At 44.2% G+C, this 17,201-nt stretch carries 14 protein-coding genes; 4 read left to right on the top strand and 10 right to left on the bottom strand.

Annotated features, from left to right (window positions below; all coding sequences use genetic code 11):
* Positions 1–209 precede the first annotated feature (209 nt).
* Both thiD and EO93_RS08255 read left to right on the top strand, forming a co-directional pair.
* Positions 210–1,553, top strand: coding sequence for a bifunctional hydroxymethylpyrimidine kinase/phosphomethylpyrimidine kinase (thiD, locus tag EO93_RS08260; RefSeq protein ID WP_048161988.1), 1,344 nt, complete (start codon positions 210–212; stop codon positions 1,551–1,553).
* Positions 1,554–1,753: 200 nt separating this feature from the next.
* Complete coding sequence (locus EO93_RS08255; protein WP_048161987.1) at positions 1,754–3,052, top strand: TrpB-like pyridoxal phosphate-dependent enzyme; 1,299 nt, start codon at positions 1,754–1,756, stop codon at positions 3,050–3,052.
* Positions 3,053–3,393: 341 nt separating this feature from the next.
* Here the strand turns inward: EO93_RS08255 and EO93_RS08250 are convergent, their stop codons facing one another.
* Positions 3,394–3,801, bottom strand: coding sequence for a DUF1699 family protein (locus EO93_RS08250; RefSeq protein WP_048161985.1), 408 nt, complete (start codon positions 3,799–3,801; stop codon positions 3,394–3,396).
* A gap of 918 nt (positions 3,802–4,719) precedes the next feature.
* Here EO93_RS08250 and EO93_RS17380 point away from each other — a divergent pair.
* The gene (locus tag EO93_RS17380) at positions 4,720–4,875 is read left to right on the top strand and encodes a hypothetical protein (protein WP_156161267.1); all 156 of its coding nucleotides are present in this window, start codon (positions 4,720–4,722) and stop codon (positions 4,873–4,875) included.
* Here the strand turns inward: EO93_RS17380 and EO93_RS08240 are convergent.
* From EO93_RS08240 to EO93_RS08215, 6 genes are all read right to left on the bottom strand, one after another.
* Positions 4,839–5,252: a DUF1699 family protein gene (locus EO93_RS08240; protein WP_048136335.1), complete on the bottom strand. Its 414-nt coding sequence runs from the start codon at positions 5,250–5,252 to the stop codon at positions 4,839–4,841. The two genes, EO93_RS17380 and EO93_RS08240, sit on opposite strands and share 37 nt — an antisense overlap.
* Before the next feature lie 103 nt (positions 5,253–5,355).
* Positions 5,356–6,657, bottom strand: coding sequence for a histidinol dehydrogenase (gene hisD / locus EO93_RS08235; protein ID WP_048161981.1), 1,302 nt, complete (start codon positions 6,655–6,657; stop codon positions 5,356–5,358).
* A 340-nt stretch (positions 6,658–6,997) separates the two neighbouring features.
* A complete protein-coding gene (locus EO93_RS08230; RefSeq protein ID WP_048161979.1) occupies positions 6,998–9,190 on the bottom strand; it encodes an ATP-dependent DNA helicase in 2,193 nt (730 codons plus the stop codon).
* 196 nt (positions 9,191–9,386) lie between these two features.
* Positions 9,387–11,153 (bottom strand): ribosome biogenesis/translation initiation ATPase RLI, encoded by a 1,767-nt coding sequence (locus tag EO93_RS08225; protein WP_048161978.1) that lies wholly within the window; start codon positions 11,151–11,153, stop codon positions 9,387–9,389.
* A gap of 547 nt (positions 11,154–11,700) precedes the next feature.
* Positions 11,701–12,114 carry a hypothetical protein gene (locus EO93_RS08220; RefSeq protein ID WP_048136326.1) on the bottom strand — a complete coding sequence of 138 codons (414 nt, stop codon included), beginning with the start codon at positions 12,112–12,114 and terminating at the stop codon, positions 11,701–11,703.
* Between the two features lie 336 nt (positions 12,115–12,450).
* Complete coding sequence (locus EO93_RS08215) at positions 12,451–13,470, bottom strand: MBL fold metallo-hydrolase (protein WP_048136323.1); 1,020 nt, start codon at positions 13,468–13,470, stop codon at positions 12,451–12,453.
* A 287-nt stretch (positions 13,471–13,757) separates the two neighbouring features.
* Between EO93_RS08215 and EO93_RS08210 the strand changes: the two genes are divergently transcribed.
* Positions 13,758–14,669: a DUF1638 domain-containing protein gene (locus EO93_RS08210; RefSeq protein ID WP_342764197.1), complete on the top strand. Its 912-nt coding sequence runs from the start codon at positions 13,758–13,760 to the stop codon at positions 14,667–14,669.
* A gap of 106 nt (positions 14,670–14,775) precedes the next feature.
* Here the strand turns inward: EO93_RS08210 and EO93_RS08205 are convergent, their stop codons facing one another.
* The 3 genes from EO93_RS08205 to cofE all read right to left on the bottom strand — a co-directional run bounded on the left by EO93_RS08205 (position 14,776) and on the right by cofE (position 17,098).
* Complete coding sequence (locus EO93_RS08205; protein WP_048132966.1) at positions 14,776–15,183, bottom strand: DUF1699 family protein; 408 nt, start codon at positions 15,181–15,183, stop codon at positions 14,776–14,778.
* 568 nt (positions 15,184–15,751) lie between these two features.
* A complete protein-coding gene (trxA, locus tag EO93_RS08200; protein WP_048132958.1) occupies positions 15,752–16,018 on the bottom strand; it encodes a thioredoxin in 267 nt (88 codons plus the stop codon).
* Between the two features lie 273 nt (positions 16,019–16,291).
* Complete coding sequence (gene cofE / locus EO93_RS08195; protein WP_200895004.1) at positions 16,292–17,098, bottom strand: coenzyme F420-0:L-glutamate ligase; 807 nt, start codon at positions 17,096–17,098, stop codon at positions 16,292–16,294.
* Positions 17,099–17,201 lie beyond the last annotated feature (103 nt).

Here is a 17,201-nt window from a genome sequence, read left to right as displayed (position 1 = left end):
ATAAGTTTGCAGAATCAATAACAGCAGAACGTGAGGAAGTTGACGCTTATATCCCACGAAGCTGAAGACTTCGGGGTTTTACGCTCCTTCCCATAAAAATTCCTTTGCCCGAGAAACAGAAAAGCAAGCTCTGGAAAAAGTCATTCTGGAAAAAGTCAGTATATGCCAGTATATTAAACATATAAAGAGAATATAAAAAGAGGAGTATAATGACAGGAAATCCCTTATCCAAAACCCCTATTGTGATGACGATTGCAGGCTCGGATTCAGGAGGTGGAGCCGGAATTGCTGCTGACCTGAAGACCTTTGCCGCATTTGGAGTTCACGGTACCTGTGCCATAACTTCCGTAACTGCCCAGAATACAACAGGAGTTCTTAAGACATTTGACCTTGCCCCTGAAGCTGTTGCAAGCCAGATCGAAGCTGTCTGTACGGATATGAATATCAAATGGGTAAAGACCGGAATGCTTGCCTCATCGGAAATCGTAAAGGAGGTTGCAAAGCAGGTAAAAAAGCACAGGCTTTCCCTGGTGATCGACCCTGTCATGGCTGCTGAAGCCGGAGGAGACCTCCTGCGAAAAGAAGCTCTTTCAGTCCTTATCGAAGAACTGCTGCCCCTCTGTAAGGTTACGACTCCAAACGCCTCTGAAGCAGGCGCAATTGCAGGAATTCCTGTCAAAACCCATGAAGATGCAAAACTTGCGGCAAGAAAAATTGCAGACCTTGGAGTTGAAGCCGTTATTGTTACAGGAGGGCACCTTGATGCGACGGACCTTCTCTATGAATCCGTTTCCGGCACCTTTACCCGCGTTCCCGGAACTTTTGTCAGAGGAGGAACCCACGGCTCGGGCTGCACCTACTCTGCATCGATGACTGCCTGCCTTGCCTATGGGAATAGTCTGGAAACTGCTGCCAGGAAGGCAAAGAAATTCGTGGAACAGGCAATCCAGAGGAGCCTGCCTGCGGGCAGAGGAGCAGACCCTGTAAACCCCCTCGGAAAGACCCTTGAGGAAAAAGAGCGCTACCTTGCCCTGAAGGATGTAAAAGAAGCGGTATCAATACTTGCAGACAGCCCTGAGTTTGCAAAGCTCATTCCTGAGGTTGGCTGTAACATAGGAAAGGCAATTCCGGGTGCCCGAAATTATGAGGACATTGCGGCTGTAGACGGCAGGATAGTGAGGTACAGAGGAAGGGCAAATCCTGTTGGATGTGTTGACTTTGGAGCCAGCAGGCACGTAGCAAGGGTCGTTTTTGCAGCTCTTCGCGAGAATCCTGACATCAGAGCTGCCATGAATGTAAAATATTCAGAAGAAATCCTTGAAGCCTGCAGGGAAATGGGGCTTGAGATTTCCTCTTTTGACAGATCTAAAGAGCCTGAAGAGGTCAGTACCATGGACTGGGGCACTTCTGAGGCAATTAAAGAATACGGAGGAATGCCTGAAGTAATCTATGATGAAGGAGGAATGGGAAAAGAACCTATGGTCAGGCTTCTCGGTCCGGATGCATCAGAGGTTGCAAAATTTGCAGTGGAACTTGCCAGAAGATTGAGATGACAACTGTAAACAACAACCGTAAACAACAACCGGCGGAAAAGCCGGCACACGTTTTCTTTTTTTCGTTTCCGTAATTTCGAGGGTGATGCTAAGATTCTCAAAGTATAAAGGTGTAGTTTGGAGTTCATACATGCAAAACAGATAACGCTTAAATACATCAAGGTACGATTTTGTACAGAAATAATGTGAAGGAGATTTTCATGGAACAGACAAAGATTATCCTTGATGAAAATGAGATGCCGAAGAAATGGTACAATGTCCTTTCCGACCTTCCCACTCCAATTGATCCACCTCTTGACCCCAGAACCTGGCAGCCTATAAGCCCGGATGCTCTTGAACCAATTTTCCCAAAGGAACTGATCAGGCAGGAAATGAGCAGCGATCGGTATATTGATATTCCCGAGGAAGTGCTTGATATTTACAGGCTCTGGAGACCAAGCCCCCTATTCAGAGCCCATCAGCTGGAGAAAGTTCTCAAGACCCCTGCAAAGATCTATTATAAGTACGAAGGAGTTAGCCCTGCAGGCAGCCACAAAACAAATACCTCCATTGCCCAGGCTTACTATAACATGAAAGAGGGCACTGAGAGGCTCACAACAGAGACGGGAGCAGGGCAGTGGGGAAGTGCACTATCTCTTGCCTGCAATTACTTCGACCTCGAATGCAAAGTCTATATGGTCCGTTCCAGTTACTACCAGAAGCCTTACAGAAAATCCCTTATGACCCTCTGGGGAGGAAATGTAGTGCCTTCCCCAAGCCCGGATACGGAGTTCGGAAGAAAGATCCTGCAGGAGCAGCCTGACACCCCAGGAAGCCTCGGGATTGCAATCAGTGAGGCTGTAGAGGATGCAGTAGCCCATGAGAACACAAAGTATTCCCTTGGAAGTGTACTTAACCACGTTGTGCTCCACCAGACCGTGACAGGTGCAGAGTGCAAAAAGCAGCTCGAACAGGTCGAAGAATACCCTGACGTGGTTATCGGGTGCTGTGGCGGAGGAAGCAACCTGGGAGGAATCGGGCTTGAGTTCATAAAAGACAGGCTTGAAGGAAAACACAACGCAAGAGTTGTCGCAGTCGAACCTTCAGCCTGCCCTTCCTTAACAAAAGGAGAGTACAGGTACGACTTCGGAGACACTGCCGAGATGACCCCGCTCCTTAAGATGTACACCCTCGGCCACAAGCATATGCCTCCTGCTATCCATGCCGGAGGACTCCGCTACCACGGCGACTCTCCGATCATAAGTAAACTCTATGCCGAAGGGCTTATAGAAGCTGTTTCATATGATCAATACGATGTTTTTGATGCAGCCGTACAGTTTGCCAGGACAGAAGGAATAGTGCCTGCACCTGAATCGTCCCACGCTATCCGCTGTGCAATTGATGAAGCCCTCGCAGCCAAACAGACAGGGGAAGAAAAGACCATTCTCTTTAACCTGAGCGGGCACGGTCACTTTGACATGGCTTCCTATGACAAATATTTCAGCAGGGAACTTGTCTGAAATAACCGGGATAATAAAGAGCATAAGCTGAAAAACACACAAAAAATAAAGCCTGAAATGTACATGCTAAAATGTACATGCTAAAATGTAAAGGCTAAAATGTAAAGGCTAAAATGTAAAGGCTAAAACGTGAACTTCCCCCGGGCTAAAAACCCAGGGGTTTTACGCTTTGTTCTATAAAGGTTAAAGAGTATAGAATCGGACAGGGATGCCTTTCAGGCGTCCTCTGTTTTTTAGAGAAAACGTTTTCCAGATAATGTGTTTTTTAAAAATGTTTTTATACAGATATTTCCTTGCACCGTGTTACTGGTACACTCTGGGTGCACTTTCAATAGAGCTTGTTACTCAAACTGCTTTCTGTTCAGGATATAAAGGACCATCTTTGGGCTGAGCTTGCTTTCCTTCGTTATTTTTTCGGAAATATTTTCGTCCGGAATTCCTTCTGCTTTCATATTCCTTATTTTACTCATTACTGAAGGAGGGACGATGTAATACTCGTTTATGTCCTTTCTGTGCCCCCAGACATCTCCTTCAAGCAGCTGGATCTTTTGCATTCCCAGAAACATCTCCATAGACTTCGAAATCGTCTTTTGATATGATTTCGGAAGCTGGACTATTTCAAGCCTCGGACAGATTTCAACAAGCAAGAAAATATCTTTATTTGAAGGCCTGAACGCAAGGTGAATTACCTTTTCGTTCGGGTTTAAGGAGAGAATTTCATCTCTTGAACTAACAACTCTTATTTTCATACCATTCCCCAGACCCTAGTTAAGTTTAAGAATTAATGAAATAAGTTATACGGCAATATTTAAATATTTTTCTCTGTTATGCTTGTAAAATAGGTTTTGTGTCTCAAGAAAATATTTAAAAAAAGGTTACATGCAAAAGCAAAAATAAAAATATATAAACTAAAATGCAGGATTTAAGGTCTAAAAATCAGCTTGATTTTTTTGAATTGTTGGTATAAATATAAAAAAAGAGTAATATAGAAATAGATAATGTGTTATGGAATTGACCTAAGCTGAAACTCTTTAACCGTCTCACCCGTCTGTTAAAATGGTTTTAAAAAGAGTAAAGATAATGGCTATACAGAAAGTCAACTACCCCTGAGCTAAAGACTCAGGTGTTTCATGCTAAGGTTTTATGATTTAAAGGGGAGAGTATAAGCTCCTTTACATTTCGATCCGAGATTCCGCAGATCTATTCAAAAAAAGAACATTTTTTTGCTATCGTTTTTGGAGAATTATGAGGAAATCGGCAGTTATTATCTCAACTGAAGTTTCGGGAAATGGGTGCCGGAAGTTTTCAATGAAGGCAAAATGTAGAAAATTGTGGGATATTTCAAAAACATATGTTTGAGCAATCAGGGCGGTTTTCAGAAAAAACGATGGCAGGAAAAATTGTGAAAAATTGAAAGGACATCTGCGAAAAGTGGGTTCGATGAAAAAGAGCACGTATTTGAATAAGGAAAAGAATTGAGAAAAACATAGATAAATTAGAGAAAAGTTTATTACGGCTGAGAGTTCCATCCCGTAAACTCCTTCTGAGAATAAGTCTGGAAATATATGGAAAACTTTTTAAGACAGTGTCTTAAAAAGTTGACTGCCCCCTTCAGTTAAATTATCTTTCACGGGTACATAGAAAAAACCGATTTGCCCCGAAAAGTTATGGTTGAAAGGGCAGATGAATCCATGCTTAAGGACAATCCCACGCTTAAGGACAATCCCATGCTTAAGGACAATCCCATGCTTAAGGACAATCCCATACTTCAGGACAATTCCATACTTCAGGACAATTCCATGTTTCTTTTGCTCAGGATATAAAGTATCATGTCCGAATTCAGCTTGCTTTCTCTCGAAAGCTTTTCGGCAATCATCTCATTGGAGAAACGGTCGGCTTTTAATTCCTGAATTTTCTCCATAACATTCTGAGAAACGTTGTAGTATTCGTTTATGTCTTTCCGATGTCCCCATACATCCCCTTCAAGGAGGTTTATCTTCTGCATTTCCAGGAACATTTCTATTGACTTTGAAACAGTCCTTCTGTAGGATTTAGGAAGCTGTATGGCTTCAATTTTAGGGCATGTTTCAGCAAGCATGAATACATCCCTGTTAGACGGCCTGAAAGCAAGGTGGATAACCTTCTCATTCGGGTTTAGGGTAGGAATTTCCTCCCGTGAACTAACCACTCTGATTTTCATATTAATCCCCACTCTCCTTATTTAAGAATTAAATCTTTTTTATTTAAATATCAAATTTTGTTTACGCATTTACATTTTATATACATATCGACTAGCAGAAATATTATTTAGAGGGTTTGTACCCGAAACGGGTTCTAATAGCATCAGCATGTGCCTGCAGACCTTCTTCCTCAGCTAATGCGATTATAGTTTCTTTCAGACTTTCAAGCCCACTCTTACTGATTTTCTGGATACTTGAATATTTAAGAAAGTGGTTGATATTCAGACCGGAATAAATCCTGGCATATCCTGCTGTGGGAAGCACGTGATTGGTACCGGAGGCATAATCTCCAACCGGAACAGGAGCATAGTTCCCTATAAAAATCGATCCGGCATTTTTAATCCTGTCAAGTACGAAATCGGAGTCTTCCACCATAATCTCCAGGTGCTCAGGAGCAAACTTATTGCTGAAGTCAATGCCCTGCTCAAGAGAATCTGCAATCAGGACTGCTGCATTTTCAAGAGAAGCTTTTACAATCTCAATTCTTGCAGTGTTTTCAGCCTGAACAAGTACCTCTTTTGTTACAGCTTCTGCAAGAGTCCCGGAAGTGGTCACAAGCACCGAAACTGCACTCGGGTCGTGTTCTGCCTGGGCTATGATATCTGAGGCAACCATGACAGCATCGGCAGAATCGTCTGCCAGAATAAGAACTTCACTGGGACCCGCCGGAAAGTCAATCTCGGCAACATCCCTTACCTGCATCTTGGCAGCTGTCACAAATACGTTACCAGGACCTACGATTTTGTCCACCTTCGGGACAGTTTCGGTTCCATAAGCCATTGCCCCTATTGCCTGCACGCCTCCAAGCTTGAAGACCTTATCTGCCCCTGCAACTTTCGCAGCAGCAAGCGTGAGAGGGTGAACAGAACCGTCAGCCCTCGGAGGAGTGCATACGATAACCTGTCCGACACCCGCAACCCTGGCAGGGATTACTGTCATCAGCACTGTTGAAGGATAGGAAGCCCGGCCCCCCGGAGCATAGGCACCCACACTTTCGAGGGGTGTTGCCTTCTGCCCCAGAATAACCCCGGGTTGAAGTTCCATAAACCAGGTAGTTTCAGGCATCTGGGCTTCATGGAAAGCCATGATGTTTGCAGCTGCGGTTTTAAGGTGTCCCATAAGTTCAGGACCGATACCTGACAGGGCTTCTTCAAATTCCTCCTCGCTTACTTCAAAATCAGCAAGTATAACTTTATCAAACTTTTCGGTATATTCCCTGAGCGCGGAATCTCCCCTCGTGCGCACATCAGAAAGTACGGAGGAAACAGTTTTCCCAACATCTGCAAGCCCGGACCCCCGGGAAAGTAATTTCTGCATTTCAGCTTCCGAAACATCAGACAAATTTTTGAATAACATTGTGACCATCTCTGAGATTACCTGGTAAAACCTGATCCAAATTGATCAATAAGTTTGGTATAAGCCTTGTATAAATGATATAATCTGATATAATCTGCTCTCATTAAATCCCTGATCTCATTTAATATTTTACCTCCGGCTCAGAGATAAAAGAGCTGAAAAGTGAGAATTCTGTCCCTTAGTTTTGTATGTCACCTTTTATCTTTCGGGCAGGCTGGCCTAAGCCCTGTGCAGCGCGAAAGAAGAAAACTGAAAGATTTCCTCAGGGATTCCGGAAGAGACAAACCGATTAATCAGGACACCAATAAGTGAAAAATAAAAAAAGAAAGATCAACTAGATAGGAAAAGATCAAAAATCGTTGATTGTCTTCTGCCCATCGGGAGAACCTTTTTCAAGAGATCTTGCATCAAGGGCCTCAGGCACTGCCTCTCTTCTTCCGATCTGCTTGAAGATCCTTGCAGCAATCTTCGGCCCTACAAGAGCAGCCACCTGTTCAGGAGAAGCCTCTGCAAGGTCTGCTGTGGACTTGAAGCCTGCCTCATAAAGTTTCCTTGCCCTTACACGTCCAATGCTCCTGATGTCTAGTAGCCCCATCAGTTCAGGGCCTGCGCCGTAATGAATCCGTTTTTCAAGTTCTGCCGCTTCTTTTGCCCCTTTCAGGTCAAGGAGTCTGGCAAGCTGGGCAGCCACGTGCATGATCCACTCGGCAATGTCTGCAGTTGCACGGATGTCTCCTTCCCCTATGTTGAATTTTAAACAGAGCTCATTTTCAGGTTTTTCATGGATCCAGTCCATCAGCAGGAGAGCGGTCTTTACCTCGCTCAGGAACCACTCATACTCAACAACATTGAAGGGGCCTGGAATCTTTGAGAACTCTTCTGCATGCGCCATTACGTAATCATTGATATCCTGGTAATCCTGGCTCCGCATATACATCAGGCGCATATCAGGCGTACTGCAGACCAGGTGCAGGAGAGTAAGTTCGGTCAGAGTTCCGGCTTCTCTTAAGCCCTTTGCAATAAGGGATGCGGAAAGGGGGTCAATATAGAGCCTGGAAACAAGTTTTCCGAAACCCGTGGAAATAAGGGAATCGGAATCCTTCTCAAGCATTCCCTCCTGACGTAAAAAGTTCAGGCATTCATCCACAACCGTGGAGAGCCCGAAATTTGAGTACTGGAAAGCGAAAAAAGTCGCCTCCAGAAAATCCATAAGTTCTTCCCTTGTCCGGGCAAATCCGTTCGAGATAGTTGAAAGCACGTGCGTCCTGAGCGCGTTTTCCGTCCCAAGCTTGGACCAGATATCCTCGGCTCCGGCTTCAATATATTTCTCAAAAAGGAAAACCAATTCCTCGGATGTTTTTGCAAGCAATACGGCTTCTCCATAGGGATCAAGCCTCGGCCTTCCTGCTCTTCCTGCCATCTGCTTGTATTCGAGCACCGGGATAGGCTGCATGCCTGCTTCGGAAGAATAACGCCGATAACTCCTTATAACTACACGCCTGGCAGGCAGGTTCAGCCCTGCTGCAAGGGTTGGGGTACTTGAGATAAGCTTTATGAGCCCTTCCCGAAAGCCGGCTTCTACAAGCTCCCTCAGAGGGGAGGTAAGGCCTGCGTGGTGAAATGCCGTCCCTGAACGAATGCAGGCTGCAAGAACTGATGAGGTATCGGTTTCACTGTTTTCCAGGACCTCATCTGCAATCCCTGCAAGAGCTTCCCTGTCTTCTGCGGAAAGAGTCTTTTTAACTGCAGAAGTCGCTTTCTTTGCAAAGCCCATGCAGTTTTTCCTGCTGCTTTCGAAAACAAGGCACTGCCCGCCTTCCTTTAGGGTATCGAGCACAAGGTTTATGGCTTCATCTTTTGTGGGCTGCTCAACAGGTTTTTCCCTGTCCCTGCAGAAAAAAGTCCCGTTAAACAGTACCCCTTCCATAAGTTCGGTGGGCCTCCATTCGCTTACCACAAGTTCGGAATCAAGCCAGGCTGCAAGTTCATCGGCATTCCCGACTGTTGCCGAAAGTGCAAGGATCTGGCAGGAAGGGTTCATTTTTCGAAGCTTTGCCAGAGTGACCTCAAGGGTGGGTCCCCTGTCCGCAGAATCGATAAGATGGACTTCGTCTGCCACAACAACCGAGATCTCCTGCATCCAGGCAGTCTCGTTCCTGAGCAGGGAATCGGTTTTTTCCGATGTGGCTACAATGATGTCGTTAATGCCGATTCCTTCATCCCGCCGGTCATAGTCCCCTGTTGAGATCCCGACCCTGATTCCCAGTTCTGAGAACTCCTGAAACCGCCTGAACTTCTCGGAAGCCAGAGCTCTCAGGGGCACGATATAGAGTGCCTTTCCTCCTGCGAGCACGGACTTCAACATTGCAAGCTCTGCAAGCAGAGTCTTTCCCGAAGCCGTAGGGATTGCAGCAAGCAGGTTTTTCCCTTCAAGCAGTCCCTTTTCAACAGCCTCTGCCTGGGGAGGATATAGTTCAAGAATCCCGGAGTTTTCATAAAAGCGCTTTACTTCAGCGGGCAGGTCGAGACTTTCTATCTTCATTGAAAACCAGAAACTCACACATAAGATAAAAAACTATTTTGAAACCACGATACCAGTGCCAAAAACTGCTTTCCTGCAAAAGGTTGAGGCCCCCTTTTTAAGGGAACCCCGGAGTTTTTCAGGATATTCTTTTCAGAATATTCAGTGGAAAAATCCGGAAAAACTCAGTCTTTTACAGAATCAGTCTTTTGCAGAATCAGTCTTTTGCAGAATAATAATAGTTTCCGCTTTCCTTCTGCTCCCGGTCAAGCCTTGAGCCAAGGTTGTTTACGCGGGGGCGCCTCGTCTCTTCATCCCTGCGGAAGGTAATGCTCAGGTTTTTCAGGAACCTGTTCATGCCGCTTTCCATACTGAACGGGCCGTGAGCCTCACCATAGACCGAGGGCTTGCCTTCAAAAACAAGGAGGCGCTGGCTGAGCAGATCTATCATATAGATGTCGTGGTCAACGACCATAGCTGTCTTCTGGTTGTTTTCGGCAAAACGGTTTATGACTCTGGTGACCATGGAACGCTGCTCCACATCAAGGTGGGCACTTGGCTCGTCCAGGATATAGAGATCTGCTTCCTGGGATAGGCAGGCAGCAATCGCTACCCTCTGCAGTTCTCCACCACTGAGATCGGTAAGCAGGCTGTCATAGATCCTTTCAAGCTGGAGTGGGTTTGAGATCTCAACCTCATAATAACTGGTCCCGAACCGCTTAGAAATACCTCTCAGGAAGTCCTGAACACTCACAGGAGTATCTGCTTTAATGTACTGGGGCTTGTAGGAGATTTTGACCTCGATTCCGGGATCTCCTTCTTCTGGCTTGATTTCTCCTGCCAGGACTTTTACGAAAGTTGACTTTCCTATTCCGTTAGGACCAACTATCCCTAGCACTTCCCCTTCACGCAGGTTTCCGCCTGTTGCTTTGAGAGAGAAGCCGTCGCCGTACTTCTTTGAAAAGCTGTAAAAGGAGACCGCAGACTTAAACTGGGCGTCCTCTCTTGGGGGATGGACCTCGAACTTGATAGCTTCCGGCCGGATCCTGATATTTTCTTCAGGAAGGTAGCCTTTAAGGTACTGGTTGATCCCTACACGCACACTTTTCGGAAGAGTAATCACACCAAACCCTGCAGGTTCACCATAGGCGATATGAATTACGTCTGTGAGCATATCCAGGACTGCAAGGTCGTGCTCGACTACAAGCACTGCCCTATCCTTTGAAATTTCCTGGATAAGGCGGGCTACGTTAATCCTCTGGTAGATATCGAGGTAGGGGCTTATTTCGTCAAAGAAATAGAACTGGGCATCCCTTGCCGCACAGGCTGCAATTGCAACCCTCTGAAGTTCCCCACCGCTTAATTCCGAGATTTTTCGCTCGACTACGCCTCTCAGGTCAAGATAATCGACAAGCTCATCCATAACCCCTCTTTCATCGGTTTTCTCAAGCAGCTCGGAGGTCTTGCCTTTGAAAGCTTTGGGGATCAGGTCAACGTACTGGGGCTTCTGGGAAACCTTTACCTTTCCGTCCACAACGGCTTTGAAATAGTCATGAAGTGCCGTACCGGAATAGTGTTCGAGTACCGTATCCCAATCTCCTTTTTCCTGCCCGAAATTGGGGATCAGGGTTCCGGAAAGGATCTGGACAGATGTACTCTTCCCTATCCCATTCGGACCCAGAATACCGGTTACCTTTCCTATCCTCGGCACAGGAAGCCCGAAAAGGGCAAAACCGTTTGTCCCGTACCTGTGAGTGGGTTCCTTCAGGGCTTCAGGAAGCCCTATAATCATGATGGCATCGAAAGGACATTTGTTAATGCATATTCCGCAGCCCACACAGAGTTCCTCGGAGATGACCGGCTTTCCGTCTGCCTCAAAAACAATGGTCTCGTCTCCTGTCCTGACTCTGGGACAGTACTTTTCGCACTCCTTGCTGCACCTTCTGGGCTGGCATCTATCTTTGTTAAGTATAGCTATTCTCATAATAGTCCCCGGAAATTCCGTTTTTTGATTGGTTGAAGTATAAATGAATTTAGTAATATGGGTTCATTCGTGTAAACCCGATTGTATGAATTCAGTAATGTGGTATAGTTATCTGATTTAAGTTATTATCTGAATTCAGTTTTGTGAGTTGTCTTTGTTATTCAAGCGCGATACTGAGACGCCTTCTACAACCAGAGCAGACAGGCATCAGGCATTCTGAATTCGTTTTAAGTTCATTTCCGCAATTTTTCATCTTAATTGTCGCAATAACTCAGTAATCACACAAATCAGTAACGATAATTATGATCGAGGTTATAACGCATATAAAGCAATCAAGCATATACAGCAGTTATCGGTTATGAAATGCCTGCTCTGGTATATGAACCGTTGGAATGCTGCAGGCATGAAATACCATCGTGGTAAGAAATGCCATTGTGGTAAAGAGCATAATTAAAAATGAAGGTAAAAACCGATAGCAAAAGAGCCGGGGTAAAAAGGCTCTCTTTTAAGGGAAAAGCCTTTTTTGAAGCCCAGGAAAAGAGTTATTTCAATTCAGGAGCAGCGTCCAGGTCACAAGGAAGAAGTCTACAACTATAAACTCGACGTAAAACCAGTCCTTAGCCTTGAATTCCTTGACATCTATCTGAAGCGAGGGATAAATAAGCTTCTGGACATAATATGAGATTCCGATAATGATCATGAGTATGGCATACCAGATCCGGTCTTCTCCCGCCCCATACTGGCTGAACATTACAACCCCGGCGATTATTCCAAGTATTGAGGCAACAATTGTTTTTATAATTCCGTCCCTGTGAGCTTTCTGCTTTTCTTCAGGGGTCTTTTGCTTGGCAAGAATCTTTTTTTCTGGAGTCTCAACACTTGCTGGAACACTTTCTACGGAAGCCTCGGTAACATTTACGAGTTCCTTTCTGGACTTTGACTTTGGGGTTTGTTTACTCAACCTGCATTCTCTCCTGAACGGCAATTATCTTTCCTGGGAATGTAGTATTAATTAAAAGTTTAAAATGATTAAAAATGGAATTATAGATTTCAATAATCATATTTGATTCGGTGATATTAGTTAATAGTTAAATAAGAGTTAAATTTGACCCTGTAGACTTAAATTATTAGATTGGAACTTAAATTATTAGGCTGGATTAGCAGACTGGATTAGCAGACTGGAGTCTGAAATTTGAATTGAAACTTGTCAGACCGGAGTTATAAGATTAAAGTACCAGATTTAGATCATCATATTTAAATTTTTAGAATTAAATTATTAGGACTGAATTTAAGGGATTTAAATAAATTCATTGCTTAAAACATTACCTATCTGATCTATGGATATCGAATCGATCCCTATTGAATTTAAATGTTTTGAAAATTTTGAAGGCCTGTGTCCTCCCGGGTGGTAAACAATAGTAACCTCGGGGTTGAGTTTTCTGACCATATCCTCAAGCCCGCACGCATCGAGGTGGTCACTTATTTTGATAATGGGATATGGATAATCAGCACGGCAGCTCAGCACGTACTTTTTTACATTCCACGGAAGCTTGTTAAGGTCCCAGGGAGCCACCACAAAAACATCATCCTCGCCCCCGGAGTCAAGTCCTGCAAGTTCTCCTGCATCCTCAAGCATGCTCCGCGTAAGCGCCCTGGTCCTTGCTTCCATCCGGATTGCGCCGTCATACCCGAAACCTCTCATTAATTCAACTGCACGCTGGGCTTTTCCAAACTCATATGCCCCGAAGGCAACAGGGCCGCTCTCAAAAAGGGCGCATTTCATGCTGTCAAGGTCATCCGCAAAATGACAGGAAGGGTCTTCAGGATCCCCATAGTTGGCTTCAGTAATAAGGACATCGCAGGGAGGAAGCTTGCTGGCATCCTTGACATCCCCTGTGACCAGGATTCTTGTCCCTACATCGTTTTCCCAGTAAAAAGCCGTGGCGCCAACAGTGTGTTCCGTAGGGCAAGTCCTTACCCTGACCCCCTCAATGTCAATTTCATCCCCGAGCCTGCACATGCTGCCCGAATATTTTTTGTCGTGCCTGATTTCAAGAGCAGCTGCTGTCTTTTCCGTACAGACTGCCCGCGGAGAGAGCATAGCTGATTTTCCGTGATGATCGGAATGGGCATGTGTAATAAGATATGCATCGGGCTGGGGGTACTTTCCTGGAGTCCGGGTAGTATCAATAGAAAAGGTACGTAAATCTCCCTCATTGCCCCTGAAACGGATTGAGACATGGGGTTTAAAGGTTCCTCGGGAGTTACGCTGCCTGAGTGCGAGCACACCAAGGTCAATTAACTTTTTAGAAATCACGCCAATCTTTGAGGAGATAATACTTAAGGTATTTAAGTTTAGGTAAAAGGCGTGTAGATTAGTGACGTATTATTTTACTATAATAAACTCACGAAGTAAGTACACTTTTAATACAGGTGGGCTCAAGCTGAACCGGGAGCATGGCAAGAAATAGCTGAAGAGGTCATAACTAAAGAGGTCATAGCTGAAGAGGTCATAACTGAAGAGGCCATTTTGGTTATTTTTGTGCAATACCAACCAATTAACCAGGAAGCACCGCATTTGTAACTTATCAAAAGTAACATAACATGAGAGATGGTTCACCGATGCCTGTACTGAGCATAATTGCCTGTAAAATGCTTGAAGATGAACTTGTTTATGTCCTCTCTAAAGATCAGAATGCCGTACGGTTGATCATAGTAGAAAACAGGCAATGTTTCAGGTTTGTTCGAAAGCTTAAATCCAGAAATTGCCAGGTCAGGCTTTTTCCTCCGGACCGGATATCTTTTTTCATAAAACAGATGCATAGTCCCGTATCCATGAAAATTCCGAATTTTCTATTGAAGGTTCCATTTTTTGGAGAAATACATGAGAATATGAAGGAAAAGAACAGAGTGAAGGCAAAAACCAGAGAAACAATCACCGTAGTGGTAAACATTCTGAAGCTTGGCCTGCATGCAGATTGTGACCTTTTAAAGTCTGAAATCTACCGAAATATGAAGGAAATGGCAGATTTTTCAGATGGTATTCTTATTTTTTATGGGAACTGCGGGCGCTCGTTAAGGAGCCTGGAAGCTAATTTCAAAGATTTTAATTGCCCCCTCTATTTTCTCGAAGATGAAAAGGGAGACATTGTGGATGACTGTATCAGTGTAGCTCTTGGAGGCAACGATGCCTATGCTGAAGTTATGCAGAGTGGAAACGGCACAGGTATGTTCTACCTGACCCCGATGTGGGCCTCCGGCTGGAAAGAGATGAAAAATGAATCAGGCGGTACTTCTGACGTCGATGAAAGTTTTTTGAAAAATCCTTTGTATAAAAAAGTTGTCAAAATCAGTAATGAAATCTCCAGAGGAGAAGAATTCGACAAAAATGTCTTAAATTTTGCCCGGACTTTTGATATGAGCATTGTTGAAAAGAAAGGCAGTATGGAAATTGCAAGGAAATCCTACCTGAATGCCAGGAACAATATCTGCAAAAAAGGTTCCAATTCGCCTTAAAAAGAAGATTTAACCTGGAGATTAGATACTAAATACGAAATGTGGAATCGATTAGCTTTACAATCTAATCTCCAGCAAAGTTTTAAGGGTATGCCCCAAGGGGAAATCAGGCAGTAGCTTCCTTATTCAGGATATAACCAACCATTTCAGGGTTCAGCTTGCTTTCCCTTGAAACCTTTTTCTCAATCTCCTCAGTGGATTTACCTTCGATTTTCATTTCTTTAATCTTTTCAATAACTGAGGTTGGAATGCTGTAGTATTCGTTTATATCCTTCCTGTGCCCCCAGACATCTCCTTCGAGAAGCTGGATTCTCTGCATCTGAAGGAACATTTCTATGGACTTTGAGACTGTACGCATGTAAGATTTCGGTAACTGTATTACCTCAATCTTCGGGCAGGTTTCAACCAATCCAAAGATGTCCTTGTTAGAAGGCCTGAAAGCCAGGTGTACGATACGTTCATTCGGATTAAGTGTAAAGATTTCTTCTCTTGAGCTAACTACTCTTATTCTCATGTTTTTCCCCCACTATAGGTTGTTTTATGTTTTAAGTTGTTTTATGTTTTTACTATATTAGAAAGTACTTATACTTATTATAAATAGTTATCTTATTGCACTAACATTATTTAGATAGTATATTAGTTGTCTACTTAGATTAAGCCCCTGGGAAATAGCCTTAAAAAGCCTTAAAAAAGATTAAAACCGCTTTTTGCAGGTAGATTTTTTGATTTTACGTCAGTTTTTGCCATTTTTCATGCTAAAAATATTTTTGGATACTACTTGAATTATTCTGATTTGAGCTCCTGATATATTATATTCAACTTGAAGCTTAACTGAGATTTTATAGAAAGAAGGAAAAATTAAGCTCCGATTAGAATTGGTAAAAATCTGTTGGGTTCAGTGCATCAAAAAGAAAGAACTTCAGGATAAATATTGGGAGAAATATTGGGAGAAACATTTCAGGAATAAAAACCTTCGGCTGAGTGAGCTGTAAAAGAAGTCTTGTAAAAAGAACTCGGTTAAAAAGTTGTGCGCCCTCAGGTTCCCTGAACCCCGGGCGGCTGTTTTCAGAAAAATACAGGGATCAGAGAAGTTTATCGAGTTCAGATGCCAGTACACTGCCCTGGGTTACACCCATATAGCGCTTTACTTCAGTCCCGTCCTTTTCAATGATCAGGGTCGGGACAGCGTGTATGCTGTACTTTGAGGCAAGCTCCTGGTTTTCATCCACGTCGACAACCTTGAATTCAACCTTATCTCCGTATTTTTTTTCGAGCTCTTCAAGAATAGGTTTTTGCATCCTACAAGGTCCACACCATGTTGCGGAAAAGTCCAATAACATAGGTTTCATAAAATCACCTGCAATACTTGAAACGTCTGAGACTTTTTCAGTTTTTAGTTGATCTACTCTGGTAAACGTGCAAAGGAATCGTACATATGCGTCCGTACGGCACAGATGCCAGAACCCAACCCAGAACGATAAATGACCTGAAGATGGAATTACCAGATACAGGATCGGGACTCAATTTATTGTATATATTATCGCCGAGGATATATAACGCTTATCTCAGTCCTGCGAGCTCGCTTTAAAACATATTTCGAAAAGGAAGTTCAGGCAAGCTTTCTACTGATTCTCTTTTTCCGGATATTCTTTCCGGCCTTTAATAATGTTGCCGAAATACATGCACCCTTCCATTGAGATTGTTGGCATCTCCGAAGACTCATCAACCATTTTTACCGGAGCGCCCCGGATAAGCACGCAGGGAACCCTTTCTCCGGCTTCCCCCATAAGGAGTTCAGCTGCGGAAACCAGGTTGTCTGCCGCTGCTTTGTGAGTCAGGAGGAGGGGCTTATCATAAATGTCAAAAGTGCCCCTTGCATCCTCCACAGGCACAAAGCCTGAAACTCCGAGTGCAATCCCTGTGCAGCCTAACCGCAGGGGCTGAGTCCTGCTGTCCCCTATAATCACTCCCAGCCTGCAGGAGTAACGCTGCTCAAGCCTTTTCCGGATGTTCTCGGAACTTCTTCTCGGGTCCTTCGGGAGCAGGACTACGTGGCCGTCAGGAGCGTTTGAAGCATCTATTCCAGCATTGGGAGAGAGGATACCTTTTGTGATAGTAAGTGCGGCTCCGGGAACGCCACCGAAAAGCTCATCACATTCCTGAAGCACAAGCTCCATTTCCCTCGGGTCTATCCCATATTTTTCCCCGAGAGATAATGCCCTTTCTCCTGGCATGACGCTGGCAAGCTCGACAATTCTATTTTCCGCTGTGGCAACAGCAGATTCAGCCAGCACAATAACATCCCCGTCAACTGGAATAATGCCAGCGTCCTGCAGCGAAGCTTCAAGGGTCTGCACGATATCGTCCCCTGCTCTGATGATAGGGGTCTTAATCCCGAACATCTGGATGGAAGTGATTTCTGGACTCATTTTAATGCCTTTAAAAACTGTGATTAATCTCGATATTCAGAAACATAAAATCAATATGGACAGAATCAAACCGTAAAATACCGAAAGGTATTGATAAATGTAT

Origin of the sequence: Methanosarcina sp. 1.H.A.2.2, assembly GCF_000979975.1 — an archaeon.
GTDB lineage: Archaea > Halobacteriota > Methanosarcinia > Methanosarcinales > Methanosarcinaceae > Methanosarcina.
This window is presented reverse-complemented; position numbering and strand designations above follow the sequence as displayed.